The organism is Pleurocapsa sp. PCC 7327, from assembly GCF_000317025.1.
GTDB lineage: Bacteria > Cyanobacteriota > Cyanobacteriia > Cyanobacteriales > Microcystaceae > Hydrococcus.
The window spans coordinates 4,905,794-4,931,273 of record NC_019689.1 but is presented as its reverse complement, the minus strand read 5'-3'; the positions used below and the strand labels follow the sequence as shown (position 1 = coordinate 4,931,273).

18 protein-coding genes and 1 pseudogene are annotated in these 25,480 nt (G+C 44.2%); 11 read left to right on the top strand and 8 right to left on the bottom strand.

What is annotated here, in order from left to right; translation table 11 throughout:
• Positions 1-25: 25 nt before the first annotated feature.
• The 8 genes and pseudogenes from PLE7327_RS22195 (at position 26) to PLE7327_RS22160 (ending at position 12,493) form a co-directional block, all read left to right on the top strand.
• Positions 26-3,070, top strand: coding sequence for an FAD-binding and (Fe-S)-binding domain-containing protein (locus PLE7327_RS22195; RefSeq protein ID WP_015146003.1), 3,045 nt, complete (start codon positions 26-28; stop codon positions 3,068-3,070).
• 130 nt (positions 3,071-3,200) lie between these two features.
• Positions 3,201-3,806, top strand: coding sequence for a DedA family protein (locus PLE7327_RS22190; RefSeq protein ID WP_015146002.1), 606 nt, complete (start codon positions 3,201-3,203; stop codon positions 3,804-3,806).
• A pseudogene (locus tag PLE7327_RS26800) lies at positions 3,807-6,390 on the top strand (pentapeptide repeat-containing protein).
• A 252-nt stretch (positions 6,391-6,642) separates the two neighbouring features.
• Positions 6,643-7,287, top strand: a complete 645-nt coding sequence (gene hisG / locus PLE7327_RS22180; RefSeq protein ID WP_015146000.1) for an ATP phosphoribosyltransferase — start codon at positions 6,643-6,645, stop codon at positions 7,285-7,287.
• A gap of 285 nt (positions 7,288-7,572) precedes the next feature.
• On the top strand, positions 7,573-9,393 hold the full coding sequence (locus PLE7327_RS22175) for an ABC transporter ATP-binding protein (protein WP_015145999.1): 1,821 nt from the start codon (positions 7,573-7,575) through the stop codon (positions 9,391-9,393).
• A gap of 695 nt (positions 9,394-10,088) precedes the next feature.
• Positions 10,089-11,045 carry an RNA polymerase sigma factor, RpoD/SigA family gene (locus PLE7327_RS22170; protein ID WP_015145998.1) on the top strand — a complete coding sequence of 319 codons (957 nt, stop codon included), beginning with the start codon at positions 10,089-10,091 and terminating at the stop codon, positions 11,043-11,045.
• Between the two features lie 458 nt (positions 11,046-11,503).
• Positions 11,504-11,767: a ParB N-terminal domain-containing protein gene (locus PLE7327_RS22165; protein ID WP_015145996.1), complete on the top strand. Its 264-nt coding sequence runs from the start codon at positions 11,504-11,506 to the stop codon at positions 11,765-11,767.
• Between the two features lie 39 nt (positions 11,768-11,806).
• Positions 11,807-12,493 carry a helix-turn-helix domain-containing protein gene (locus PLE7327_RS22160; protein ID WP_015145995.1) on the top strand — a complete coding sequence of 229 codons (687 nt, stop codon included), beginning with the start codon at positions 11,807-11,809 and terminating at the stop codon, positions 12,491-12,493.
• A 132-nt stretch (positions 12,494-12,625) separates the two neighbouring features.
• Here the strand turns inward: PLE7327_RS22160 and PLE7327_RS22155 are convergent, their stop codons facing one another.
• Positions 12,626-13,402 (bottom strand): DUF1350 family protein, encoded by a 777-nt coding sequence (locus tag PLE7327_RS22155; RefSeq protein ID WP_015145994.1) that lies wholly within the window; start codon positions 13,400-13,402, stop codon positions 12,626-12,628.
• 161 nt (positions 13,403-13,563) lie between these two features.
• Here PLE7327_RS22155 and PLE7327_RS22150 point away from each other — a divergent pair, with 161 nt between their 5' ends.
• The gene (locus PLE7327_RS22150) at positions 13,564-14,661 is read left to right on the top strand and encodes a SpoIID/LytB domain-containing protein (protein ID WP_015145993.1); all 1,098 of its coding nucleotides are present in this window, start codon (positions 13,564-13,566) and stop codon (positions 14,659-14,661) included.
• Here PLE7327_RS22150 and PLE7327_RS23810 read toward each other — a convergent pair.
• The 3 genes from PLE7327_RS23810 to PLE7327_RS22135 all read right to left on the bottom strand — a co-directional run bounded on the left by PLE7327_RS23810 (position 14,645) and on the right by PLE7327_RS22135 (position 18,690).
• A complete protein-coding gene (locus PLE7327_RS23810; protein WP_015145992.1) occupies positions 14,645-15,307 on the bottom strand; it encodes a globin family protein in 663 nt (220 codons plus the stop codon). The two genes, PLE7327_RS22150 and PLE7327_RS23810, sit on opposite strands and share 17 nt — an antisense overlap.
• Before the next feature lie 193 nt (positions 15,308-15,500).
• Positions 15,501-17,216 (bottom strand): phosphoenolpyruvate carboxykinase (ATP), encoded by a 1,716-nt coding sequence (gene pckA, locus PLE7327_RS22140; RefSeq protein WP_015145991.1) that lies wholly within the window; start codon positions 17,214-17,216, stop codon positions 15,501-15,503.
• 553 nt (positions 17,217-17,769) lie between these two features.
• Positions 17,770-18,690 carry a ribonuclease D gene (locus PLE7327_RS22135; RefSeq protein ID WP_015145990.1) on the bottom strand — a complete coding sequence of 307 codons (921 nt, stop codon included), beginning with the start codon at positions 18,688-18,690 and terminating at the stop codon, positions 17,770-17,772.
• 132 nt (positions 18,691-18,822) lie between these two features.
• Here PLE7327_RS22135 and PLE7327_RS22130 point away from each other — a divergent pair, with 132 nt between their 5' ends.
• Complete coding sequence (locus tag PLE7327_RS22130; RefSeq protein WP_015145989.1) at positions 18,823-19,467, top strand: LON peptidase substrate-binding domain-containing protein; 645 nt, start codon at positions 18,823-18,825, stop codon at positions 19,465-19,467.
• A 4-nt stretch (positions 19,468-19,471) separates the two neighbouring features.
• On the opposite strand, the gene pheA is transcribed toward PLE7327_RS22130, so the two are convergent.
• Positions 19,472-20,320 carry a prephenate dehydratase gene (gene pheA / locus PLE7327_RS22125; protein ID WP_015145988.1) on the bottom strand — a complete coding sequence of 283 codons (849 nt, stop codon included), beginning with the start codon at positions 20,318-20,320 and terminating at the stop codon, positions 19,472-19,474.
• Between the two features lie 239 nt (positions 20,321-20,559).
• On the opposite strand from pheA, the gene PLE7327_RS22120 reads away from it, so the two are divergent.
• A complete protein-coding gene (locus PLE7327_RS22120) occupies positions 20,560-21,156 on the top strand; it encodes a DUF1997 domain-containing protein (protein WP_015145987.1) in 597 nt (198 codons plus the stop codon).
• A 23-nt stretch (positions 21,157-21,179) separates the two neighbouring features.
• Here PLE7327_RS22120 and PLE7327_RS22115 read toward each other — a convergent pair whose 3' ends face one another.
• The 3 genes from PLE7327_RS22115 to PLE7327_RS22105 all read right to left on the bottom strand — a co-directional run bounded on the left by PLE7327_RS22115 (position 21,180) and on the right by PLE7327_RS22105 (position 25,398).
• Positions 21,180-21,797, bottom strand: a complete 618-nt coding sequence (locus PLE7327_RS22115) for a ribonuclease HII (RefSeq protein WP_015145986.1) — start codon at positions 21,795-21,797, stop codon at positions 21,180-21,182.
• Between the two features lie 98 nt (positions 21,798-21,895).
• On the bottom strand, positions 21,896-23,803 hold the full coding sequence (locus PLE7327_RS22110; RefSeq protein ID WP_015145985.1) for an Rne/Rng family ribonuclease: 1,908 nt from the start codon (positions 23,801-23,803) through the stop codon (positions 21,896-21,898).
• A 593-nt stretch (positions 23,804-24,396) separates the two neighbouring features.
• On the bottom strand, positions 24,397-25,398 hold the full coding sequence (locus tag PLE7327_RS22105; protein WP_015145984.1) for a Gfo/Idh/MocA family protein: 1,002 nt from the start codon (positions 25,396-25,398) through the stop codon (positions 24,397-24,399).
• Between the last annotated feature and the right edge of the window lie 82 nt (positions 25,399-25,480).

Below are 25,480 nucleotides of genomic sequence, written 5' to 3'. Positions count from 1 at the left end.
TCTCTACACCAAATAGTAGCTTCAGATGATTCCCCGATTACCGCTTCAGGAAAGCTTAAAGCCAGAGTATTTACTTTTCTTAGAAGCTTTGGCAAAAACACCCTTTTCAGGAGAAATTCGACCCGATTTTGCCAGTCGGTTGCTGATGTCAACCGATAACAGCATCTATCAAATCTTACCGCAAGCAGTAGTCTTTCCCAAATCCGAGCAAGATTTAGTGCATCTGTTTGGGTTAGCCAACCAAGAACCGTTTCAGGCAATAACCTTTTCTCCTAGAGGCGGAGGGACGGGAACCAACGGTCAATCGCTTTCTCCTGGCATTATTATTGACACCTCTAAGTACATGAATCAGATTTTAGAAGTGAATCTGGAACAAGGATGGGTGCGAGTGCAACCGGGAGTGGTTTTAGACCAACTGAATGCTTATTTAAAACCTTACAAGGTCTTTTTTGCGCCTTCCCTATCGCCGAGCAATCGTGCCACCATTGGGGGAATGATTAATACGGATGCTTGCGGTAAAGGATCGCGGATTTATGGACGCACCAGCAATCATATCTTGGAATTGGCTTGGGTGCTGTCGGATAGGACAACAGGGCGATCGCGCTCTATCGATCCTACTTCTTTAACTCAATTCAAGCAACAGCCAGGTCGCTTGGGAAAAATTTACCGTCAAGTCGATGAAATTGTCACGACAAAACGGGAATTAATCGAGCAAATTTTCCCGAAAATGCCTCGGTTTATGACGGGATACAATTTGGCGAAAGTTTACCAGGAGGATAATTTCAACCTCAATTGGATTTTGGCAGGTTCGGAGGGAACCTTAGCCGTTATTACCGAAGCCAAATTAAGGTTAACGCCAATTCCTAAATATAAAGCATTGCTAGCAATTCACTATCGCTGTTTTGACGATGCTGTGTCAGATGCAGAAAACCTACTAGAGTTGGAACCAGAAGCAATAGAAACTATCGATGAAAAAATATTAGAACTGGCAAAACAGGATGCAATTTATAGTCAAGTAAAAGATTTGGTTGCTGGCGCACAAACACTCAATTTAGTTGAATTTGTCGGGTCTCATCAGGAAGAAATTCAAGAAAAAGTTAGCAAGATTCGTCACGCCATTGAAGAAGGCAGAAGGAATAATTTGGAAGGGTCAACAGTTGCCTCGAAGAATAGCGAGCGACCCCAGCAAGCGATAGGATATTATCTGGCGAAGAATGGAGAAGAAATCGCTAATCTGTGGGAGTTGCGAAAAAAAGGCGTGGGGTTGCTGGGTAATACCAAGGGAGAACGCAAACCGATAGCCTTTATCGAAGATACCGCCGTCCCGCCGTCTTACCTAGCTAGTTATATCCGAGAATTTAAAGCTTTACTAGATGAATATCAGCTCGATTATGCTATCTACGGTCACGTAGATGTAGGATGCTTGCACGTGCGACCCGCTTTGGATACAAAAGTGCCAAAAGATGAAGTCGCGATTCGGGAATTATCCGATAAAGTCGTGGCACTGGTACGAAAATATGGCGGCGTAATGTGGGGAGAACACGGTAAAGGTTTTCGTAGCGAATATACCCCCGCTTTCTTTGGAGAAGAGTTATATCAGGATTTACGGAAAATCAAGGCAGCTTTTGACCCCGACAATCGCTTAAATCCAGGAAAAATTGTCGCTCCCTTCGACAGTTCCGCAGAAGTGGTGCGAGTTGAAGCGCCTTTGCGAGGTCATTTTGACCGACAAGTTTCGGCATCGGTGCGATCCGAGTATGAAGTTGCCTTCAGTTGCAATGGCAATGGAGCCTGTTTTAACTTTAATCCAGATGAGGTGATGTGTCCGTCGTCTAAAGTAACGCGCGATCGCATTCATTCTCCCAAAGGTCGCGCCAGCTTGCTTAGAGAATGGTTGCGGCAATTGAAAACCGCTAGACCAGAGGAATTAGCCAGATCGGGCAATTTTTTCGTCAAAGTCTGGAATACGCTTCAAAAAACCTGGGGAGTTTATGACTATTCCCATGAGGTTTATGCAGGGATGCACGGTTGTCTTTCCTGTAAAGCTTGTGCGACTCAATGTCCGATTCATGTCGATATTCCAGAGATGAAAGCAAAATTTCTGGAACTCTACTACACTCGTTACTTCAGACCTTGGCGCGATTACTTGATTGGAAATATCGAAATCCTCGCCAGTTGGCAATCTCAAGTACCATGGCTAGCGAATTCATTAACTCAGAATCCCGTTACTCGCTGGCTGATTAAGCAATCTTTCGCTGCGATCGATCCGCCTGCGCTGAGTACGTTTACTCTCAAGCAGGGATTGGCACAGAGACAAGCACCGGAATTTAACCTAAATCAATTATCTAATCTCAGTGCAGCAGAACGAGAAAATAGCGTCATTTTGCTCCAAGATGCCTTCACCAGTTTCTATGAAGCTCACTTGGTTCTCGATACCTATGATTTTCTTGGTCAGTTAGGATATACCGTTTACGTAGCGCCGTTTTTTGTCAATGGCAAGCCTTTGCACGTGAAAGGGTTTTTGAAGGAATTTTCTGCGATCGCACAGAAAAATGCCGAGTATCTAATTCAGTTAGGAAATTTGGAACTTCCCATTATCGGCATCGAACCGAGCATCGTTCTTACCTATCGAGATGAGTATGTCAAAATTCTCGATGCAAAAGCAACTTTGCCAAGAGTTCAGTTACTGCAAGAATTTCTAGTCACTCAACTGGAACGACTGCCAAAAGTTGCCACCTCGGAACCTTATTATTTATTGGGTCACTGCACTGAAAAAACAATTGCTTTAGCGTCTCAAAAACAATGGCAGCAAGTTTTTCAAGCAGTAGGAATTCCCTTAATTCTAGTGTCTGTGGGTTGCTGCGGCATGGCAGGAATTTACGGTCACGAAGCCGAACACTACAGCGAATCTAAAGGAATCTATCAGATGAGTTGGGGAAGGCATATTCCATCATCTCCAGAAGAAAGACAACGCTTTTTAGCGACTGGCTATTCTTGTCGTTCTCAAGTCAAGCGGTTTGATGGGTTTGTGCCTTTACATCCGCTGCAAGTTATCAAAAGTAAAGCTTAGCCTCTGAGGAAATCGATCGCATCACCTCCAGCCTCGCCATCAATTGCAAATCAAAAATACAGAATTTGTACTGTACATCAGCATTCATCAAGCCTATAATTTGTCAAGCTCTGTCACAAAAATTCACTCCATGGCTGAATGGATTACAAGTACTATGGAATCTCTTGACTACTGGGGGATTGCCTTATTGATGTTTTTAGAAAATTTATTTCCGCCTATTCCTTCAGAACTCATTATGCCTCTGGCTGGATTCACGATCGCTAAGGGAGACATGGGATTCGTTCCAGCCGTTTTAGCAGGCGTGATTGGAACGGTGTTAGGAGCATTTCCTTGGTACTATCTCGGTAAAGCTGTAAGCGAGGAACGCTTAGAACATTTAGCCGATAAATATGGTAAGTGGATTACTGTCTCTTCTAAAGATATCAAAAAAGCCAATAATTGGTTTAGCCGACACGGAGTCAAGGCAGTATTTTTTGGTCGTTTAGTTCCAGGCGTTCGGACTTTAATTTCTCTACCTGCTGGGATAAATGATATGTCATTTATCCCTTTTGTACTTTACTCGACTATAGGCACGAGCTTATGGGTAATTTTTCTAACAACGCTTGGTTATCTTTTAGGAGACAACTATGAATTGGTCGATGAATATCTAGGACCTGTTTCTAAAATTGTTCTACTAAGTCTGGTTATTTGGTTTATTATTTGGATAGTCAGAAAACGCAATCGTCGTTACGAGTAAATATCTGTGGTTGAGGATTATCTAAACCACAAATTTATTACTACTGAACCGCTAGGAAATAGGGGGGAGACTGGAGAGCAGTTAGTTTGGGATAGCATCCGAGCCAATACAATCGCGATCGCGATTGTATTGGCTACTGGCACTATCCTATTTTTTCTCAAATTGGCAAATTTCGCCAAGAACCGGATATCTTAATTGCCGATCGCGAACTCGGTTTAGTTGTTATTGAAGTTAAATCAATTCCCATTGATAAGATAGTTAATATAACGGGTCATCGTTGGGAATATCAAAATTTTTATATCCCATTTGGCAATCCCTATCAACAAGCAGAAAATCAATTATTTGCCATCCTAAAGTATTGCGATCGCGAACCAATTCTACAAGATAAAATTAGCGCTAGAGCATTGGTTGCTTTACCCTTAATTAGCCAACGACAGTGGCAAGAAAAAAGTTCGATAAACTACTTAGCAATCTGCCTATTTTATTCAAAGATAATCTCTATTCTGCTTCATCTGTTTGTGAATCGATCCAGAAAACGCCACCCGTAAAACCGGGTTACAAACTGATGCTAAAACAGTGGCAATTATTGCTATCAATATTATCGGGAACGCCGGTTTTTTGCCGACCTTGCCATCGCGTTCTCACTCCCGATCGAAGTTGTGGCAAGATATTACAAAAATTGCGATCGCACATTTCTGAATTCGACTGGCAAAAGGAAAAAATTGCCAAACAAATTGCTCCAGGCGCTCAACGAATTCGAGGAATTGCCGGTTCTGGAAAAACAGTTTTATTATGTCAAAAAGCTGCCCATATTCATCTAAAATATCCCAACTGGAAAGTTGCATTTGTTTTCTTTTCTCGCAGCCTTTACCATTCCATTATTCAACAAATCGATAAATGGCTGCGTCACTTTAGTAATAACGAACGAGGATACGATCCTAAAAATGCTAATTTAAAAATTCTCCATGCTTGGGGAGCGAGAAAACAACCAGGCTTATATAGTTTAATTTGCCAAGCGGCTGGCATCCATCCTTTGACCGTTAATGAAACAGCAAGTCAAAAACCTAATGAAGCGTTAGCAGAAGCTTGTATTCAATTGTTGAAAGCAACAGCAATTCCTCAATTATTCGATGCTATTTTAATCGATGAAGGGCAAGATTTAATCGTCAATAAATATAAATTTGGCGATCGACAACCTTTTTACTGGATGGCATATCAATCTTTGCAACCTGTCGATCCCGTTCGTTCGGAACAAAGACGCTTAATTTGGGCATATGATGAAGCTCAGAGTTTAGAAAGTTTAACAATTCCAACCGCTAGCGAATTATTTGGAGAAGACTTAAGTCATCTCGTCACCGGACAATACAAAAATGGAATCAAAAAAAGCGAAGTCATGCGTCGTTGTTATCGCACGCCACATCAAATTATTACCGCCGCACATGGACTTGGCATGGGATTATTGCGTCCTCAAGGAATGCTGACAGGAATTACTCGCGCAGAAGAACGGAAAGCAATTGGTTATGAAGTCCAAGGACGTTTTATTCCCGGTCAAAAAATTATCCTCAAATGTCCTCGCGAAAATTCTCCCAATCCCATTCCCGAACTATGGCAAGGAGACATTATTGAGTTTAAGGCTTACGAATCTCGACAGCAAGAATTATTTGTACTAGCCAAAAACATTAAACACAATCTTAGATACGATGGTTTGCGTCCTAGTCAAGAAATTCTTGTCATTGTCATAGGAGAATTTTTTGATGCAATTAAGCTAGAAACTCAGGTAGCTAATTTTTTAATGAGACAAGGAATTGATATTTTTATTCCTGGCAATAGTAAGTGCAATACCTTACTAGATGAATCCGGCAAATGTCGCAATCCTAATAAATTTTGGCACGAAGGTACGGTAACGATTTCTCGCATTCATCGCGCCAAAGGAAATGAAGCAGATATGGTGTATATCGTTGGATGCGATCGCATTGCAGAAGATGAAAGCAATATTTACCTGCGAAATTAGTTATTTATTGCCTTGACCAGAGCGAGAGCCTGGGTAAAATTAAGTGGCATCGGCACTTATCCAATGTATGAAGAAATCGAGCAAGTAATTCGGAGTAGAGATACTTTTACTTTTACCTTTCATCATCCCCCCAAGCGAGAAATTAATGTAACAGATGCCAGCGAACTTTTAAAAAGATATGCTTTGGGAGGTAGAAACTTTCAAAATATCGATCTGAGCAATGCAGATCTAATCGGCGTGAATTTGAGTCATGTTAATTCGATCGGTGCTAATTTAAGAGGAGCTAATTTACAATGCGCACAATTAGATGGGGCAAAATTAATTGCTGCCAATTTAAGTCACGCCAATCTAACAGATGCAAGTTTGAGAAATGCAAAATTGATGGGAACAATTCTGCAAGGAACTAATCTGAGTAATGTCGATTTAAAAGGTGCCGATTTAAGCGAAGCAGATTTAACAGAAGCCAAGTTGAAAAATACTAAATTAAATGAGGCTATTTTAGAAGGAGTAAAAATCTCAAATATTGTATTGGAACCTAAAAATCAAGCTGAGATCTTGTACCAGTCCCAATAGTCCGCTCCTCGATGTTCTATCGCTGCTTCATATTTAGAGTCATCTAAAAACGACTGCATAAGTGTTTGAGTCGATTTTAATCGACTTAGGCGATTGTTGAGAAAGGTGCAAGATTTCTTTTTAAACAGACTCTAGCATCTTAGACGGAGAATTTCTTCTTTAGCTACTGCTCCCCGAATAAAATTTTAATATATCCAGTCCCAAGAGCCACTATAGTGATACCTTCAGAAGTAGCGTATGGTTTAATTGCTAATGATCACGATCGCATTGCCCAAAGGAGCACTCCTGTCTGATAGTATCAATCTTTTTAAAAGTGTAGGACTCGATTTTAGCGCATTTCTCGACGACCGCAACCGCCAACTTCAGATTGCCGATCCCACCAATACGGCTAAAGCGATATTGGTAAGAGCGCAAGACGTTCCCGTCTATGTAGAATACGGTCAGGCACAGTTAGGTATTGTCGGCTATGATGTTTTGCTAGAAAAGAGTCCTAAAGTAGCAAATTTAGCCGATTTAAAATTTGGCTACTGTCGCATGTCGGTAGCAGTACCGGAGGCTAGTTCCTACAAGCGATCGCTCGAACTCCCCCCCCACGGTAGAGTTGCCTCAAAATTCGTTCACTGTGCTAAGGAATATTTTCGTAAATTAAATTTACCCGTAGAAATTATTCCCCTCTATGGTTCGGTCGAATTAGCGCCAATTACGGGAATGTCGGAGGCAATTGTCGATTTAGTCTCTACGGGACGCACGCTACGAGAAAATGGGCTGATTGAAATTGACGTTCTCTTTGAAAGTACTGCAAGGCTGATTGCCCATCCATTGAGCTATCGCCTTAGCTTGTATAATTTGCATGATTGGGTAGAAAAGCTGTGTCAGCAGACTCTACAGAGAACTTAGAAAGAGATTTACCATCAATGAGTTACCGGATGAAAAAAACTCTTAGAACTCCTTGAACTTGCCAAAGATGCCGAACACAAAGCTAGGGATCTCTATGAAATGGGAGAAAGATTTAGCCAAAAGTGGGAGAAACGGTTAGAGAGTAGGCGAGAAACAACAGGGCAAAAACAAGGGTAATGATTACAGCAACCAGTTAACGCCGTGAGACGGCAGGATCTGCGGCAGTATAAGCTACATTGAAAGAATATGCGTTATCTTATCTATCGCATTACCTAACAATTTTTAATGGCAGATTCTTCCCCTTTAGCAGAATCCCAGCTTAGACGCAGACCCCGCGAAAACGATTGGCGGCTGTTGCTGAAGCTAATTCCCTATGCTCGTCGCAACCAGACTCTACTATTCATTTCTATTATTTTACTAATTCCTGTCTCAATTGCAGGAGCCGTTCAACCGCTGATTGTCGGTCAGGCAATTTCTTTGTTGCAGCAAGAACCAACTTGGTCTTTTTTGATAAATGTTTCTCTGGCACAAGGATTAAATATTCTCATCGTCCTACTTCTGATGACGATTGTCGTTCGCTTAATTTTTGCCTCGGCCCAAGGATATTTGGTACAAAAAGTCGGACAGGAAATCACGGCAGCAGTGCGGGATGATTTATTCACCCACGTAACATCCCTATCGACCCGATTTTTTGAGCGCACGCCTGTAGGACGCTTGGTCACTCGCATCACTAGCGATGTGGAGGCATTAGGAGATGTTTTTGCCAGCGGCGCGATCGGCGTTATTAGCGATTTTATTTATATCTTAACGATTGTCGTCGTCATTTTTCTGCGTCAATGGCAGTTGGCATCGATGTTGGTGTTGATGCTGATTCCAGTGACGGGTTTGATTATTTACTTCCAGCGGCAGTATCGCAAGGCAAATTATCAAGCGAGAGAGGAACTTGCAAAATTAAACTCCATGTTGCAGGAGAATATCGCTGGAATCAATGTGGTGCAGTTATTTCGTCGAGAACGTTTCAATAGTGAAATGTTCCGGTCGCTCAATCAACGCTATCGTAAAGAAGTCGATCGCACGATTTTCCACGATTCCGCCGTTTCTGCAACTTTGGAATGGATTTCTTTAATTGCGATCGCCGGCGTTCTCTGGTTGGGTAGCATTTTGGTGCTCAACAAAACTATCGATCTGGGAACTTTATCTGCCTTTATTCTTTTTGCCCAGAAATTGTTCAATCCACTGCGACAATTTGCAGAAAAATTTACGATTTTTCAATCGGGATTTACTGCAATCGAACGCATTAGCGAATTGATGAGCGAACCAATAGAAATCCGCGATCGAGAATCGTCTTTAGCAAAGAACAAAGGACAAAGGAGAAATTACAAAGGAGAAATTCGCTTTGAAAATGTTTGGTTTGCCTACAAAGAAAATGATTATATTCTAACTGATTTAAACTTTACAATCCGTCCAGGAGAAAAGATTGCTTTAGTAGGACCGACAGGTGCGGGAAAAAGTTCGATTATTCGGCTTTTATGTCGCCTTTACGAACCGACTAAAGGACGAATTTTAGTCGATGGCGTTGATATTCGAGATATTCCTCAAGCTCAATTACGCCGCCATATCGGAGTTATTCTTCAGGACAGCTTTCTCTTCGCTGGCGATATCAAGCGCAATATTACTTTAGGAGAAAATTATTCTCTAGAACAGATAAAAGCAGCAGCTAGACTGACCAATGTCGATCGCTTTATTGAAGAATTCCCCCAAGGCTATAACACTCAATTGCGCGAAAGAGGAACAAATTTATCGGGAGGACAAAAACAGCTTTTAGCCTTTGCTCGCGTTGCTATTCGCAATCCTCACATTTTAGTCCTAGATGAAGCGACTTCTAGTTTAGATGTAGGGACAGAAGCATTAATTCAAGATGCTTTATATCGCCTATTGGAAAATCGAACGGCAATTATTATCGCTCATCGCTTATCAACTATTCGTAATGTCGATAGGATTTTAGTGCTTAAAAAAGGTCGATTGGTTGAAACGGGCACTCATGATGAGTTACTCGAACAAAATGGATTATATGCCAGCTTGTATCGATTACAAATGTTAGGATAAGTCAAAACTGTTTTCTAAATTCTATCCAACCAAGTCTTTTAAGATTATTTCATTTTGTAATTTCTAGCCTCTTCCTTTTGACTAAGTTAACATGACCTAAGATTATCTCTCCAAGATATATCTTTTGGTAGATGGCAATGTTTTCTATATTACCATTCTGAGGAAGAATCTAGTCTAAACTCTCAAATTAGTAAAAAAACAGGATAGTTTTCCTAGCCTAGGAGTCGTAGTCTTAGCAGTAAAAATAATTTTTTAATTTTGTTTCTTAGGATGCATACGTTTAACTTTAACGTGGGTACCCTGATACTATAAGCGCTTTATCTTTAAACTTTACGCGATCGCAGCTGCGATCTCTGAGCCATTGACCTCACATCAAAAGTTTGCCAGATTCTCACAGAAACTTTACAAAGCTTAACAGATAAGCTAAGATTGTTAAGCAACATTGAGAACATGCCCGCCAGAAAATCAAACGGTCTCATCTCGGCATGCGCTTACCAAGCGCCTGTAGGATAAGGATTTTTATCCGCACACACTTCTTTATCCCCCTACCGTCTTCACAATCCACTGGCTCGTTTGAGTTACAAAACTATAAGTAAAGATTATTTTTAACCCGATCTTTTCAGTCATTCAATCGACCAACTGTCCTACAAATCTCATCTTATTAGCCTAGATCAACCCCAACTCGACCTTTACTTATGAGAACCGACAAGAACTTTACCGACCCAGTCCGCGCCTATTTAAGAGAAATTGGTCGCGTTCCCTTGCTCACTCACGAAGAGGAAATCCACTATGCCAAACGAGTACAACGATTAGTTGTCTTAGAAAACCTAAAAGAATCTCTGAAGCAAAAACTTGGCAAAGAACCAACCGATTCCGAGTGGGCAGCCGCCGCTGAGTTAACAGAAGCCGAACTTCGCAACTGCATTGCAGCAGGAGATGCGGCTAAACGGAAAATGGTTGAAGCCAATTTACGCCTAGTTGTATCGGTTGCCAAGAAATATCTCAAGCGCAATCTTGACTTACTCGATTTAATCCAGGAAGGTACCCTTGGAATGCAGCGAGGCGTAGAGAAGTTCGATCCGACTAAAGGCTATCGCTTTTCCACCTATGCTTACTGGTGGATTCGACAAGCTATTACCCGCGCCATTGCCGAAAAAAGTCGTACTATCCGCCTGCCCATCCACATCACAGAAAAACTTAATAAAATCAAGAAAGCCCAGCGACAGTTGGCTCAGGAGAACGGACGAGCGGCTACCATAGCAGAATTAGCTCAAGAGCTGGAATTAACCCCCAAACAAGTGCGGGAGTATCTCGAACGTGCCCGTCAACCTCTGTCGCTAGATTTGCGGGTTGGAGACAATCACGATACAGAATTGGGAGAACTTCTGGAGGATACGGGGCTTTTGCCAGAGGATTATGCTATCCATTCCTCGCTTCAGTTAGATTTAGAGAAATTGATGGCGGATTTAACCCCGCAACAGCGAGAGGTTTTAGCGCTGCGGTTCGGACTGACCGACGGAAAGCCTCTAACGCTAGCTAAAATTGGCATTCGTCTCAATATCAGTCGGGAACGAGTCAGACAGATCGAACGGGAAGCTCTCTCGAAACTGCGCCAGCGCAAAGGAAGTATTCGAGAATATTTGGCAAGTTAAATGCTAATCGGATAGCAATTAACGGGCAGTCAAAAAGTTTCTGGCTGCCTGTTTTATGTGGAGTAAAAAAACGTCGCCCGCAGACGGGCGACACCAGTTACACTTATAACGTTGCCCATGTTTATTGCTTTTTGTTTCTACATCAACTGTACTTGGTGCATTTTGAGCAATCAGACTTTGTACTTCCTGCGGCAAATGAGGAAATCTATTATTAGAAACTTCGTGGTTCATATTGGTTTTCGTAGTTAGCTACAAATTCTCAGAGTTACACTCTAAGAATTCCCCTAAAATTCATACAAATTAACAGAGACAAAAAAACATTCATGCATCCATCTGCCCCCAAGGGGTCTGGGGACAGGATGTCCCCAGTAATTCAAGTTAGGAACGAGTTTGCAAATCAAAGTCATAACGAGTATGATTTATAGAGTAAGAAAAATATACAATCAAGCGAACTTAAGATGATTAGGATTGAAGAAATTCCCGTATCCCAAATTCGTCGTCCCTTACCGCGACAAACCAATCCTGAAAAAGTGGCGATGCTAATGGAGTCAATTGCTCAAGAGGGTTTGAGAGAACCCATTGACGTATTAGAAGTCGATGGGCAATACTATGGCTTTTCTGGTTGCCATCGCTACGAGGCTCACCAGCGCCTCGGAAAAGAGACAATCAAATGTAGAGTGCGTCGCGCTCCTCGCGCAGTCCTGCAAAAACATTTAGCATAGTTTTTAGATCTTCTTCTCTCCCTTTCTCTCATCCGCTTTATGTCCGCCGATCGATCTATCTACCTCAAAAATCATCAACTCCTGCTTCAACTGATGGAGCGGGTCGGGATTGCTAGCTTGAGCAAACTAAGTCAACGGTCAGGGATTTCCGAACTGCAATTAATACGTCTTCAATACGGCTTGATGCCCAAAATGCCGATCGAAATTCTCCTGAAACTATCTCAAACTTTACAGGTTCCAGTCGATAAGTTACTGACGCTATTTTGCCCAGAATATTTGCTGCCGAGCAATCTCAAACAAGAAGACGATTCAGCCTCTAGAGACGCTCTTAGACAGGAATACCAGCGGCTGCAACAACAACTAGAACAACAGCGAGAAACGATCGCGAGAGAATTTCAGCAAGCGAGCTTGCAACGATTGGAGCCTTGGCTATTACAATGGCCCACGGCTGCGTCAGTCGCACAGCAGAATCATCAATTGCCAGCCGTGAAATTGCTGCCACTGATGAAACCCATTCTGGATTTATTAGAATCTTGGGCAGTAGAAGCGATCGCGTCCGTTGGCGACAAAGTTCCCTACGATCCTCGATGGCATCAACTTATGGAAGGATCTGCCGAACCGGGCGAGATGGTTAAAGTCCGATATGTAGGCTATCGACAGGGAGAAAAGCTGCTCTATCGCGCTAAAGTCAGTCCAGCTAAGGAGGTAGAAGAGACGGGAGACTGAGAGACTTCTGAGACTGGGAGTGTGGGGAGGGCGGGAGACAAGGGGGATAAGGGGACAAGGAAGAGTGGGGAGATGGGGAGACAATTAACGACTAACCACTAACCACTAACAAAGGACTTTTGACCAATCCCCTCACTGGTAACTCATAACTGGATTGAGCCAGCGAAGAATTTCTTGTTTGAGAAGATTGAGATTGCGTGAAAATCCTTGTTTTACCCATTGTCCGATCGCGTCTATGGGAGTGAATATTTCTGATGGTTGCCAGTTAATCTCTTGTCCGAGTGGGGTTAGGTGGTTGCCAGGAAGCGTCAGCGAAGCAACCATGTTGGGAAAGCGGTCTTGCAGGACGGGGCTTAGAATAGTTGTTTGATCGATGTCATCATTAGTAAAACGGATCAAAAGATTGCGACGCACTTCATAATTTTTGGCAATCAACAGATTGGTTTCTTCTGGGGAAGGGGTAAATTCTAAATTTAAGGTAGCGTCGAGTTCTAACTGTTCGATAAAAGGAATAGCCCGACGAACGGGATAGTTATTAAAAGACATCAAAATGTTACCCGCTCGTTCGACAGAATAAAGACTGCCGATCAGCAAATGTAGCTTGCATCCCATACTGTGTCCGACTCCATAGATAGGAAGATAGCTTTGACCGAGGGCATTAGTCGCCTGCAAACGCTCTAGAATATTCTCGAACCGATTGAGAACGCTACGGGCGATCGCGGCATGGTCGAGAGTATTGACAAACGGAGTCGCGATGACGGCATAGCCAGCTTTTCCTAGTTGTTCTAACAAGCAACGATAGGTCAGGTTAGGTGCTGTCCCTACAAAAGCACCACCAAGAAAATGAACGACACCAATCGGTCGTCGAGGAATCAAAACCCAGCTACCGGAAATCTCTTGCCAATTCATAGTTCATATGTGTCACCTAAATTGATTATGACCGATCGGCAAGACTCTGTGGCTAGTCAGAGCGATCGCGCTCAGCCAATCAAAATTCTTGTCTTCTCCGACATAGCAGGTTACTATCGGCAATAGTGACAAATTGGAGAGAAAAGCACTAGAGTTTCTGCATGGCTAAAAAATTCCACCTACCTAAAATTTTTAATCGTTTAGGGGTCTGGACGATACCCTTTGTTTCAATCGTTTTATTTTTGCCGATCTTTCTGACTTACGGGCTATCGTCAAATTCACCGACAGAAACTTCTCAGGAAAGTCCTTCAGTGCGATCGCTAAAGCGAATTTCTTCTTCTGAGTTGGAAGCATCTCTCGTTAGTAAAGATTCCGCTATCTCTGCTTCGACAACTCCACAGAAGCAAAAGCCCCAACAGCCAACTCAAAAGACTTCGCACAAAGCACCCATTAAATCTTCGCAGCCTTCAACGAAGCAACAACCTGCTAAAAAAACCCAAAATCCCTCCTCAAGCGCAGTACCTTCTTATAAGCCTCCCAAGCTGGAAATTAAAGTAGCCCTTCTGAGAGATGCAGAGAACGCCGTCGTGGGAACCTCTACGCAAGCGTCTATTCAGGATAGAAACGGTCGAGTGCTGAAAACGATTGCTGCCAATCAGGGGATTACAGTATATCCTAACGGTTCTAATTTGACGCTTGGCAATTCCCAATTACCTTACGCCGTTTGGGTGAAACCCAAGGCAGGAGGATTTGTTTATGTTGGCGATCGCTGGTATCGGGGAAAACTCCTGCTAGTCTCTCAAGGAAACACGATACTAGCAGTTAATTATGTCAATTTAGAAGAATATCTCTACAGCGTCGTTGGCAGCGAAATGCATGCTACTGCCCCTCTCGAAGCGCTAAAAGCACAGGCGATCGCGGCTCGTTCTTATGCTCTTGTCCACATGATTCGTCCGGCAAGCGAATGGTATCACTTGGGACATACCGAACGCTGGCAAGTCTATAAAGGACTGGCGAGCGAGTACGACACTACTCACAAAGCCGTCAACGCGACGGCAGGACAAATTCTCAGCTACAACGGTGGCATCGTAGAGTCTCTCTATGCTTCCACCGACGAGATCGTCTCTAACGTTCATCGAGGTATAGGGATGAGTCAGACTGGCGCTTACGATCTAGCGGCTCAAGGTTACGACCACCAGCAGATTCTAGGTAGATACTATCCCGGCGTAGGTTTGTCGCGGCTTATCTTGCAGCAGTAAAATTTATATTAACTGGAACATTCATCCGCTCTAAGCTCTGATTATTATTATTTTGGGAAGCATTTCCCCAACTCATGAGTAGAATTCCCAAACCCAGTAGACCAATAGCGCACGTAGCTATTATAGCTACTACCGTCCAATTAGTCCCCGAAGATTTAGGTTCGGATTGCACTGATTCACTCTCAAGGGATTGTTCGTTGGGCTTCTGAAGCGACTCTTCTGATGCAAGGGTTGTCTCATGACGCTTTGCCCCTTCCAGCATCAAGTAAGAAATTTCCTCATAAGCATCTGTCCAAGCCTGTTTAACTTCTGGTGTCCAATCTGCTCCCAAATAAGCTTCAAGGGTTTTCAGCAAAGCCGCGCCCACGATTGGGTAATGTTCTGCTTTTGCTCCATAGGTAGCATGCTTTTCTCCCATCTCCCTCAGCACCTTCGTCAATTCTTCGGGATAGCGGAGATTAGTAACAACATACACTAGAGACATAATCAGCTTCTGTTGCTGCTTTTCCATGTCCGTGTTGGCAAACAGAGGTTTAGCTTCGGGAGAGTCGGTAAATAAGGTCTCATAGAAGCTGGCAGCAAATTCGTTAGCACGCGGTTCGACGAGATTGAAGCTTTTCTCTAGAACATCAGCATTGAGAGGCATGAGCTATTTTCCTCAGATCGGTAATATTTTCGTTTGGTTGGGCTTGCTGACTTAACCAGACAATCTTTTTTTACCATAAATCATTGTCTTAAGTTAGATTTAGCTCCTCCCTAAAAAAATTGGCTGATACTAGCTAGGGCGAGTAGGTAATGGACTCGCCTTGGTGAATCTTCTTATTTATATATTGTTTATCTTAAGAAACACTCGGACCCGCCTCGACAATTTCCTTGCGGGCATCGGCAAATTGCTTAAAGTTTTCCACAAAACGACGGGCTAATTCCTCTGCTTGTTGAGTATAAGCTTCGGGATCGTCCCAGGTATTTTGTGGATCTAGAATTTTAGAGGGTACGCCTGGCACTTTTTCGGGAACCAAGACTTTGAAAATTGGATGAGGCTTAAAATTAACTTTATCCAACTTTCCATCGAGGGCAGCCGATACCATCGCCCGCGTATGTTTGAGGGAAATGCGATGACCGACTCCATAGGGACCGCCCGACCAGCCTGTATTGACTAAGTACACGCTCGTCTCTAGGTGTTGCTGCAACCGTTCCCCTAACATTTCGGCATATACAGTTGGGGGTAATGGAAAGAAAACCTGACCGAAACAAGCCGAGAAAGTCACTTGAGGTGCGGTGATTCCCCGTTCCGTACCTGCTAGCTTGCTGGTATAACCCGATAAGAAGTGATACATTGCCTGTTCCTTGGTAAGTTTGGCAATGGGAGGAAGCACGCCAAATGCATCAGCCGTTAGTAAAACAAGCGTTTTGGGATGGGGTCCAATGCCAGAGAGAGCGCAGTTGGGAATATATCTTAACGGGTAGGCGGCTCTGGTATTTTCTGTCAAGCGATCGTCGTCGTAGTCGGGCACTCGCGTCTGTGGATCGACGACGACGTTCTCTAGCAGCGACCCAAACCGAAGCGCCGACCATATCTGCGGTTCGTTTTCGGCACTTAAGCGAATGGTCTTGGCATAGCAACCGCCTTCAAAGTTAAAGATGCCTTCATCCGACCATCCATGTTCGTCGTCTCCGATCAAGCTACGTTCTGGGTCGGCAGATAGTGTGGTTTTGCCCGTTCCCGACAAGCCGAAAAATAGAGCTGTATGACCGTGTTTGTCGATGTTGGCAGCGCAATGCATCGGTAGCACGTTCTGCTTGGTCATGAAGTAGTTCATCAGGGTAAAGATCGATTTCTTGATTTCGCCAGCGTAGCGAGTTCCCCCGATCAGTACGAGTTTCTTGGCTAGGTGCAGGACGATGAACGTTTCGCTATTAATGCCATTTGTTTCGGGGTCGCCGTGCAAACCGGGTACGGCAATGACGGTAAAATCCGCTTTATGCTCCGATAATTCTGCGGTTGTCGGTCGCAGGAATAGCTGATGGGCAAAGAGATTTTGAAACGCTAATTCTGTAATAACTCGAACCCCACAACGATATTTTGGATCGGCTCCGACATAACCGTCAAAAACATAGAGGTCGCGACCTTGAACGTAGGAGAGAACGCGCTGGTACAACTGCTCGAATTTTAGTTCGGAGATAGGAACGTTATCTTTATTCCAGTCTATGTCTTCCCGACTACTAGGCTCGTCAACGAGAAATTTATCTTTAGGGGAGCGACCCGTGTATTTTCCGGTTTCGACCACTAAGGCACCGCTGTCGGTCAGTATGCCTTCGCCTCTGGCAAGAGCGTGTTCGACTAACTGAGGCACCGAGAGATTGTGGTAAACTCGACCCACGTTTGTTATTCCTATTTGCTCTAGTTGCTCGATCGAACGACTGTACCAAAGTTCGTCTTCAGTTAAGCGATCGCAATAGGTGGAGGCTTCTCTGCGTTCTAATAGATACTGAGATTGTGGCGACATATGTAAAGTTTGCAATTCATTTCCAAGTAATTGAGCGATATTATCCATTCTTAGAACCTCCAAGTTCATTGATGTCTGCACGCCCTCACTTATCCAAGTGTAGTTCGTCAATTGGCTCAAGTTCTTGCAGAGGAAAATCGAGCAATAATTTTTAATACTTTCTCAAGATTAAGATTGCACTTTTGTATTAATCGCTGCTGAATTGTTACGAAGCGAAATCTCACCTTTACAAACAGCATCCAGATGAAATTTTAACCGTTTCAATTGCTAAGCGATCGGCTTTTTGTTTCTAAAAGTCAGCGATGAGCAATTTGATCGGATTTGACTGTTTTCTGTGACTCGAATAACGATCGCGAAGGCTATTTTTTCCTCTACCAAAATCGCATCTTTAGATTCTAGGGTCGGAATTTTTGAGGGGCGATCGCTTTTTTCGCTCTTGATGTTATGCTAGATACAATTTGCCATTTTGACTTTAGTAATAGATGATACCAAAATAGAAATCAATGGGGTATCTTTTTTACCAAAAAACAAAGAGATTTATCTTTCGTAGAGCAGAAAGGCAAAAGTTGACAAATTAGCCTTTAAATCCAGCATTTAATCGCTAAAAAGGCAAATTTTCATCTTCTACTTCGCTAATCTTAAGCTGTAAAATTGTTTCAACATCTTCTTCGATGGGAATATTCTCGATAATCTCTGGCATTTGTTTCTGAAGTTCCTGCGTTAGTCTAATGGGAAAATTTAATTCGATTCCAGATTCTTGCACGAATTTTGCTAGATCGTTAAAAGCGACTTTTTTGTGTTTTCGTTCTTGAATTGATAGTTTAAATCCATCGATCTCCGAGACATTTTGAGTTGCCATTGCCTGTTTGAGTCGCTCTTTAAGGTGCTTGAGTTCTGTATCTAGTACTTTCCAGCGATGCTCGATGTGCCGATAGCGAAGAGTCAATGCAGCGATATCTTCTGTGGCAGGATCTATTTGCAGGCGCTGGGAAAGTTGCAGAAGTCGTTCGTGCGCGCAGGCAACATAAACTACGTCCATCTTGGCATATTCGAGTTGCTGCTCGGTTAGGGGACGTAGGCTCCAGTCGCCTCCTTGTTCGGTTTTATTAACTTTGGAAAAATGGCAGAGTTGTTCTGCTAGCGTCGCAAGTTTATAATTTGACAAGGGCAAAATGTAATATGGGATTTTTTGTGCCATTTCCAGAGTGCAAGTGACATTTCTAGCTCTGCTTCTTCCCAAAAATCTGCAATCGAAGCTGGCATTGTGAAAAACTTTTTCGATCGCCGGATTCGCCATAATCTTGTCGATAAACTCATCGATCAGTTGAGTTCTATCCAAAACATCTAAAATCGCAACGCGATCGCCTTTGACGTCCGTTGGGTCGTCCAACACTTGCACGAGAGACAATCTTGGCTTTTTACTTTGGTAATCCGCAATTTCCGTATCTATCCAGAGAATTTTCGCTTGAGCGTAGTTTGCGATGGCTTGGCTAATGCGATCGGGTTCGGTTAAGTATGGCATTGTTACCGGCAAAAAAATTGAGTGACTCGGATTTTAGCCTTCTTGTAAGTGTAACGCGCCCACAGGGGTGGTAAATTTCCGAAAAATGCGCTAGATAAAAAGAGGACAGCTTATGCTTGGGAACAGAGTAACATGGCATCTTCGTCTTCAATTGCAGTCAGAGAACTTCCCCTGTTTCCCCTCCCAGAGGTAGTTCTATTTCCCGGTCGTCCACTTCCCCTCCACATTTTTGAATTCCGCTACCGAATGATGATGAATACGATTTTGGAGGACGATCGCCGTTTTGGAGTATTAATGGTCGATCCGATTGGCGGAGAAATAGCCAAAGTTGGCTGTTGCGCGGAAGTGATTCGCTTTCAGCGCTTGCCCGACGATCGCATGAAAATTCTGACGTTGGGACAGCAGCGTTTTCGAGTCTTGGAGTACGTTCGCGAAAAACCCTATCGAGTCGGTCTCGTGGAATGGATAGAGGACGAACCGCCAACAGAAGACCTCAGACCTTTGGCAAGGGATGTAGAAAAGCTATTGCGCGATGTTGTTCATCTTTCTGCTAAGTTGATCGATCAAAAAATCGAACTGCCAGACGACTTGCCTAGCTTGCCGCTAGAACTCTCCTATTGGGTGGCAGGAAATCTCTACGGCGTTGCTTCCGAACAACAAACTCTGTTGGAGATGCAAGATACCATGGCTCGTCTGCAACGGGAGTCAGAAATTTTGACTTCAACTCGCAATCACTTAGCGGCTCGTACAGCTCTAAAAGATGTCTTAAAGAGTTAATCTGTTAAGGGGTAGAAATCGGCAAAACGTCGTAACTCCCAAAGATTTTTAGGACTTCGGTGTGGGGCGATAATTCCGCTAAAGTCTCTTGGGTTGAAGTTTCAGTAGCGCTAGCTTCCAAGTCGAGAAAGAATAAATATTCGCCTAGCGATCGCTTGGTCGGACGAGATTCAATTCGACTGAGATTAATCCCCCGTTGGGCAAACACCTGAAGGGGTTTTACCAAGGCACCAGGAACGTTGGCGGGAACGCTAAAAGCAACAGAAGTACGATTCCCGCTGGTACTTGGTGCCAATCCCATCACCCAAAAGCGAGTGCAATTATCTGGATAATCATTGATATCAACAGCTAGAATCGGTACGTCGTACAACTTTGAGGCACGCGGAGCTGCGATTGCACCTGCCTGGGGGTCTTGACTGACTTGCTGTACGGCTTCTGTCGTGGAATTGGTGGGGATGAGTTGAACTGAAGGGAGAAACCCTTCCAGCCATTTCTGACACTGTGCCAGCGCTTGTGGATGGGAGTAAACAGTTTTTATCTCTGACAGAGACTTGCTATGAGACAGCAGCGCGTGAGAGATGCGCAGAACTAGCTCTTGTTGGATTTGGAGTCGATCTAACTCCCAGAGAGTATCTAAGGTGATGGCGACACTTCCTTCGGTGGAATTTTCGACGGGGACGACTGCCAAATCTACCTCTTGGCGATCGACCGAGCGAAGGGTCTGTGCAATGCTAGGGTAAGGATACAATAGAAATTCTTGTCCCTTCTTGTTAGTTAACCAACTGGCATAGGCTAATGCGGCAGTTTCCGCATTGGTTCCCGTCGGACCTAAATGGGCGATCGCAATTGTCATAATCTGCTACCTTACTCATACTTTCTTTTTATCTCGAAAAAAGTTTTATCGGAGAGCTAAATGAAGCTTTTGTCAACTAAGCTTCAAATTTTTTCATTATTCTCATCAATTTTGCAAACGATTGCTAAAAATTGCTTTGAGAAATCATAAAGCAGTAATATGGCGTAATTACCCTACTTAGTTTTTTAAGAAGTGTAAAGTAAGATTAAGAAAAGCGACGAATCTGAATTTTGTCTGGTATGGATATACGCTTTACTGCCTCAGAATCGCTAGAAATTGTTGTCGAAGAACAAACAGTTCCCATTCAACATTATTTGCGCCAACCGCAACGATTAGTAACTGCGATCGCCGATCCGAAACTAATGGAACAGCTATCGGAGTCGCGTTTTCGCCTGAAAATGCGTCCCTTGAACTTTATGGATATTTACCATTTTCAACCGACCGTTATTCTTAGCGTTTGGGCGGGAGCTGGCGGGATAGTTTATTTAAATTCCGAAGACTGCGAAATCCGAGGAATTGACTACATTAACGATCGCTTCTCTCTTAATGTTAAGGGAAAGTTATCTCCTCATCAAGATGAGGGTCAGACCTACCTGAAGGGCAAAGCCGATTTAGAAGTTAAAGTTGTCGATCTGCCGCCTCCTTTGTGGTTGACCCCTAAACCATTATTAGAAGTCGCAGGAAACGGACTGCTTAAAAGCGTTTTAGTGCGAATTAAGCAACGATTGCTAAGTCAGTTGCTAAAAGATTACTATCAGTGGGCTAATGCTTATGCCGAACCCCAAAATACGACTTATTCTTCGGCATTGCCAGCGGCAGACAATCCAATTACCTAGTTGTCAATATCTTCAAGGTTTTGTCAGAAACTTACTTGACAAGGGGCAAAAGACATTCGATGCTGGCGAGAAGCACCGTATTGTTGCAACGCTAGTAGATGTTTTGCAGTGCCGTAACCTTTATTGGAGGCTAAATCGTACTCTGAGTATTTTCGGGCGAGGCGGACGATTAATTCATCTCGCCAGACTTTAGCAACGATGCTGGCGGCAGCAATAATGGACGATCGCTCGTCGCCTTTAATGATATTTTTTTGTACGATTGTTAGATTAGGAATCGCTTGTTTTCCATCTACCAAGCAGATTGCAGGTTGTATCTTCAATCGCTCGACCGAGCGCTTCATCGCTAGTAAAGATGCATGTAAAATATTTAAGCGCTCTATTTCCCGAACGCTTGCATAACTGACTTGATAAGCTGGTACGAATTCTTTTATCTGTTGCGATAATTCCAATCTTCGCTTGGCGGAGAGTTGCTTGCTATCTTTTACGCCGATTTCTATCAATCGTGAAATCGCCGAGAGGGGAACGACGACTGCGGCAGCTACGACGGGACCAAACAAACATCCTCGCCCCACTTCATCCACGCCCGCTACCAACGTCTCCGAACTAGAGAATGCATCGAGCAAAGAAGCATCAAAGTCCATTGTTTTTTTCTTGTCACCAACGAAGCGATCGCCAATAAAAAAATCCCCCAATTTAACAGGGGATAAACTAAAGTATACAATCTTCGCTCCTGTTAGACCTATGCCTCTTTAGCAGAGGAACGGCGGCGGCGGCGACGGATTAACGGGCGTTCTTCCTCTGCATCCCCATTTTCTACTGATAAGCTAGTCTCGATTTCGGGAACTGCTAAAGTTTCTGCTACTGGCGCTGGAGTAGCAATTGATTCTGATGGCGGCGTGTCGGATTCTCCAGGCGATTTGACAGAGACGATGACTGACTTGGGATCTTTGAACTCTCGATTGAGGCGTACTAGCGGAGAAATTCCCATTAATGCATATACGTTTTGCTCCATAGGAGTCATTTCGACAGATACTTTTTCTACGGGGACTTCTTCGCGTCGCGGTGATTTTTGCGGACGTTCCTTTCGCTCTTCGACTTCTGGCGCATCGGCATCAAGAACTAGCTCTTTAGTCGCCGCAATAGGGTCCACTCTTCCAGTTCCTCCCTCTTTTTCGATTCCATCGGTCGAGCGACGGCGACGGCGACGGCGATTGTTAGTAGCAGCAAGACCTTGTTCTTGGTAGCTGGGATGGTATAACAGGTCGAGTTGTTGGCCGATTTCGCCATTAGCGTACTCGAAAGGCGACTCGAAGAAAGGTTCCGGTTCTTCGATTTGTTTCTCTGGCGATCGCGTAACGGAAGGTAGCGGTGCGATCGCGGGCGCGGGCGTTTCCAAGGCGATTGGTTTTCCTTCTCCCGGTAGGCGAACCAAATGTCCCAATCCGCCACAAGTCGGACAAGTTTGACCGAATAACTCATAAATATTTTTTCCTTGGCGTTTTCGAGTCAACTCGACTAAACCCAGTTCGGATAATTGAGCGATTTGCGGTCTGGCTTTATCGGTTTTGAGCGCTTTATTGAAATGTTCTAGTAGTTTGAGCTGGTCGCGCGGGGCGTCCATATCGATGAAGTCAACCACGATCACGCCGCCGATATTTCGTAGGCGCAGCTGGCGGGCAATCTCCGTTGCGGCTTCGCTATTCGTCCAGAGAACCGTTTCCCTAGCGGTAGCAGAACGAGTAAAAGAACCGGAGTTAACGTCGATGACGGTTAGCGCTTCGGTTGGCTCGATGATGATATAGCCGCCAGAAGGCAAATCTACCCTGGGTTTTAAGGCTTCGCGAATCGCTGCATTGACCCGGAAATAGTCCAAAATCGGCTGAGGTTCGCGGTGATGGTCGATCAGAACCCCTTCTGGCGGTCGTCCGCCGCTCCAGTTCATTAACTGCTGTTTGACTCGCTTTACGCCTGCACTGGAATCTACGACAATGCGATTGACATCGGCAGAATACATATCCCGCAGGACTCGCTGGATGAAGTCGTCATCTCGGCTCAGCAGGGCTGGAGCGCGGGTGGACGTTGCCTGGTGCTGGATCGATTCCCACTGCCTTTGCAGGGACTCCAAGTCTTCCATAATGGCTTCTTCTGCTTTACCTTCGGCTTCGGTACGCACGAGCAATCCCATCCCCGCAGGTTTGATCAGAATTGCCAAGGCTCTTAAGCGGCTGCGTTCGTTGTCATCTCTAATACGCCTCGATAAATTCACGCCTTTGCCGTAGGGCATAAGAACGAGATAGCGACCGGGTAGGGTAATGTTGCCAGTCAGCCGAGGACCTTTATTACCCGTCGGCTCTTTCATGACTTGCACCAATACTTTTTGTTGTGGCGTCAAGAGTTCGGTAATCGCGCCCGCCGTCTTTCTCAGGCGCAGGGGTCCTAAATCGGTAACGTGAATGAACCCGTTTCGTTCGGCATCGCCAATGTTGACAAACGCCGCATCGATTCCAGGGATGACGTTTTCAACAATTCCCAAATAAATGTCGCCAACCTGCTGATTGCCAGTTGCTACGACTAACTCTTGAACTCGATCCTCCCAAAATACGGCAGCGATATGATGCTGCTCTGCAATAATAATTTGTTTTGGCATTCAATTTCCTCAAACTTCTCTAGCAGATTGCAAAACCTTAGATAGATAAGGTTTGCGTCTCGATGTTGATTTAGGGACAAAAACTGTCTGGGCAAAAAATCTGGACTCGCTCCAGAGATGAGAAGAATACAAACTTTACTCATCTCGGCTGTTTTTACTAACCCCGACTGTTTAACTGGAGCAATTGGGCTGAAGTTTTTGCTTTTTTTCCCTTTGGCATATCTTTCCCATTGGGGATAACATAGGCTTGCGTTGAATTTGTCAAAGAATTCTATGAGTAAATTCTCTTTGGCATCTAATGCTGTTTCTTAGCTGAGTAAACTGCTTTAGAAGCAAGGTTGCGATCGCCTGGCTCTAAATTGTTTCGATCGCAATGACTGAACATTCGGGTAGCTTTTGTCCAGTTTCAGACAGCTAGCTCGTCGCGAGCATGACTGCGTTTTGTTTTTCTTAAAACCGCTAATTGTCTGCGGCTAAGTGTTAGACAATTTTAACCTGACTATAACTTGAAAGATGCACGAATGACAAGAGATCGTTTTCGATCCAGAAATTTTAACAATGTTTACTTTGTCGTTGTTTATCATTGGCTCCTTCTATGAAAATTCTATCGTTTTTCCTGTTATTGCCGATCGCTCGGCAGCCTCAGCCACTTTCAGGGCGTATAAACTCGCTTCTGGATTGATGTATAGGGGCGTTCCTCGTGTTAAACAATTTAAAACCATTTGCGTATCCTTAACGAATAACCCTTTACGACTGACGACTTCAATGGCTGTCTTTTCTTCTCCTCGGATCAGATTGCCCGTTTCTCCTTCAAAAATTAACGTTCCGCGATCGCCTCTTAATTCAAAGGTGCGATCGCTATCCCAAAAAACTTCGCCTTTGCCATAGATGACATCTGCGATTAAACCATTGGTAAAGCGCAGTTGAGCGTCACACAGACAAGCTGTATAGTAGCCCGATTCTGGCGCGTCCCAAAAGCGCGACTGACAGGTAACGGAAGCAACCGTTCCGAATAAGTCCGTCAGGCGATGAATGCGAGAAAGGGCAGCCGTCAGAGGAAACCCGAACATTTGATAATGAAATGTCCAGCGACGGGGCACGGGGCGTTGGGGGGTAATGGTGACGTAGCGGGCATAAAAGACATCGCCTATTTCTGGCAGGGATTGACGTATGGCTTGATGCAAACCGCCTAACAATTCGATATGTTCGACGTGTAGGAGTTTGTTTTGTTGTTGCGATAGGGCGAGAATTTCTTCGGCTTCGCGATAGCTGAGGGCGAGGGGATATTCGGTGACGACGTGCTTTCCTGCCAGCAGTGCCGCGCGAGCGATCGAGGCGCGATCGCGATTAATATTGCTAATAACGACGACATCGACATCGGGATGACTGACGAGTTGCTGCCAGGAATCGAGCGGCACGACTGAATAGGCTTGACAAAACGCTTCGGTTTTTTCGGGCGTATTGCCTGCGACGACTATGACTTGAGCGCGATCGTCTGCTTGGAATGCTTCTGCTCTTTTAGATGCCGCATATCCGGTGCCAACAATGCCTACTTTTATGGGATGTGACATTGTGAAGGCGGCAGAATTCTTCATTGGGTTTATCATCAAGGAATCGGATATTAGAATTTAAATAGAGTAGGAAAAAACTGTTTGCTAAGTACAAATCATCATTGAT

Excerpts from the sequence above, each read along its gene's own strand:
- PLE7327_RS22110 (WP_015145985.1), bottom strand. The coding sequence starts at position 23,803 with ATGCCAAAACAAATTATTATTGCAGAGCAGCATCATATCGCTGCCGTA.
- PLE7327_RS22115 (WP_015145986.1), bottom strand. The coding sequence starts at position 21,797 with ATGGACTTTGATGCTTCTTTGCTCGATGCATTCTCTAGTTCGGAGACG.
- PLE7327_RS22105 (WP_015145984.1), bottom strand. The coding sequence starts at position 25,398 with ATGAAGAATTCTGCCGCCTTCACAATGTCACATCCCATAAAAGTAGGC.
- PLE7327_RS22190 (WP_015146002.1), top strand. The coding sequence starts at position 3,201 with ATGGCTGAATGGATTACAAGTACTATGGAATCTCTTGACTACTGGGGG.
- PLE7327_RS22130 (WP_015145989.1), top strand. The coding sequence starts at position 18,823 with ATGGCATCTTCGTCTTCAATTGCAGTCAGAGAACTTCCCCTGTTTCCC.
- pheA (WP_015145988.1), bottom strand. The coding sequence starts at position 20,320 with ATGACAATTGCGATCGCCCATTTAGGTCCGACGGGAACCAATGCGGAA.
- pckA (WP_015145991.1), bottom strand. The coding sequence starts at position 17,216 with ATGGATAATATCGCTCAATTACTTGGAAATGAATTGCAAACTTTACAT.
- hisG (WP_015146000.1), top strand. The coding sequence starts at position 6,643 with ATGATCACGATCGCATTGCCCAAAGGAGCACTCCTGTCTGATAGTATC.
- PLE7327_RS22135 (WP_015145990.1), bottom strand. The coding sequence starts at position 18,690 with ATGCCATACTTAACCGAACCCGATCGCATTAGCCAAGCCATCGCAAAC.
- PLE7327_RS22155 (WP_015145994.1), bottom strand. The coding sequence starts at position 13,402 with ATGAATTGGCAAGAGATTTCCGGTAGCTGGGTTTTGATTCCTCGACGA.
- PLE7327_RS22120 (WP_015145987.1), top strand. The coding sequence starts at position 20,560 with ATGGATATACGCTTTACTGCCTCAGAATCGCTAGAAATTGTTGTCGAA.
- PLE7327_RS23810 (WP_015145992.1), bottom strand. The coding sequence starts at position 15,307 with ATGCCTCTCAATGCTGATGTTCTAGAGAAAAGCTTCAATCTCGTCGAA.
- PLE7327_RS22170 (WP_015145998.1), top strand. The coding sequence starts at position 10,089 with ATGAGAACCGACAAGAACTTTACCGACCCAGTCCGCGCCTATTTAAGA.
- PLE7327_RS22175 (WP_015145999.1), top strand. The coding sequence starts at position 7,573 with ATGGCAGATTCTTCCCCTTTAGCAGAATCCCAGCTTAGACGCAGACCC.
- PLE7327_RS22165 (WP_015145996.1), top strand. The coding sequence starts at position 11,504 with ATGATTAGGATTGAAGAAATTCCCGTATCCCAAATTCGTCGTCCCTTA.
- PLE7327_RS22150 (WP_015145993.1), top strand. The coding sequence starts at position 13,564 with ATGGCTAAAAAATTCCACCTACCTAAAATTTTTAATCGTTTAGGGGTC.
- PLE7327_RS22160 (WP_015145995.1), top strand. The coding sequence starts at position 11,807 with ATGTCCGCCGATCGATCTATCTACCTCAAAAATCATCAACTCCTGCTT.
- PLE7327_RS22195 (WP_015146003.1), top strand. The coding sequence starts at position 26 with ATGATTCCCCGATTACCGCTTCAGGAAAGCTTAAAGCCAGAGTATTTA.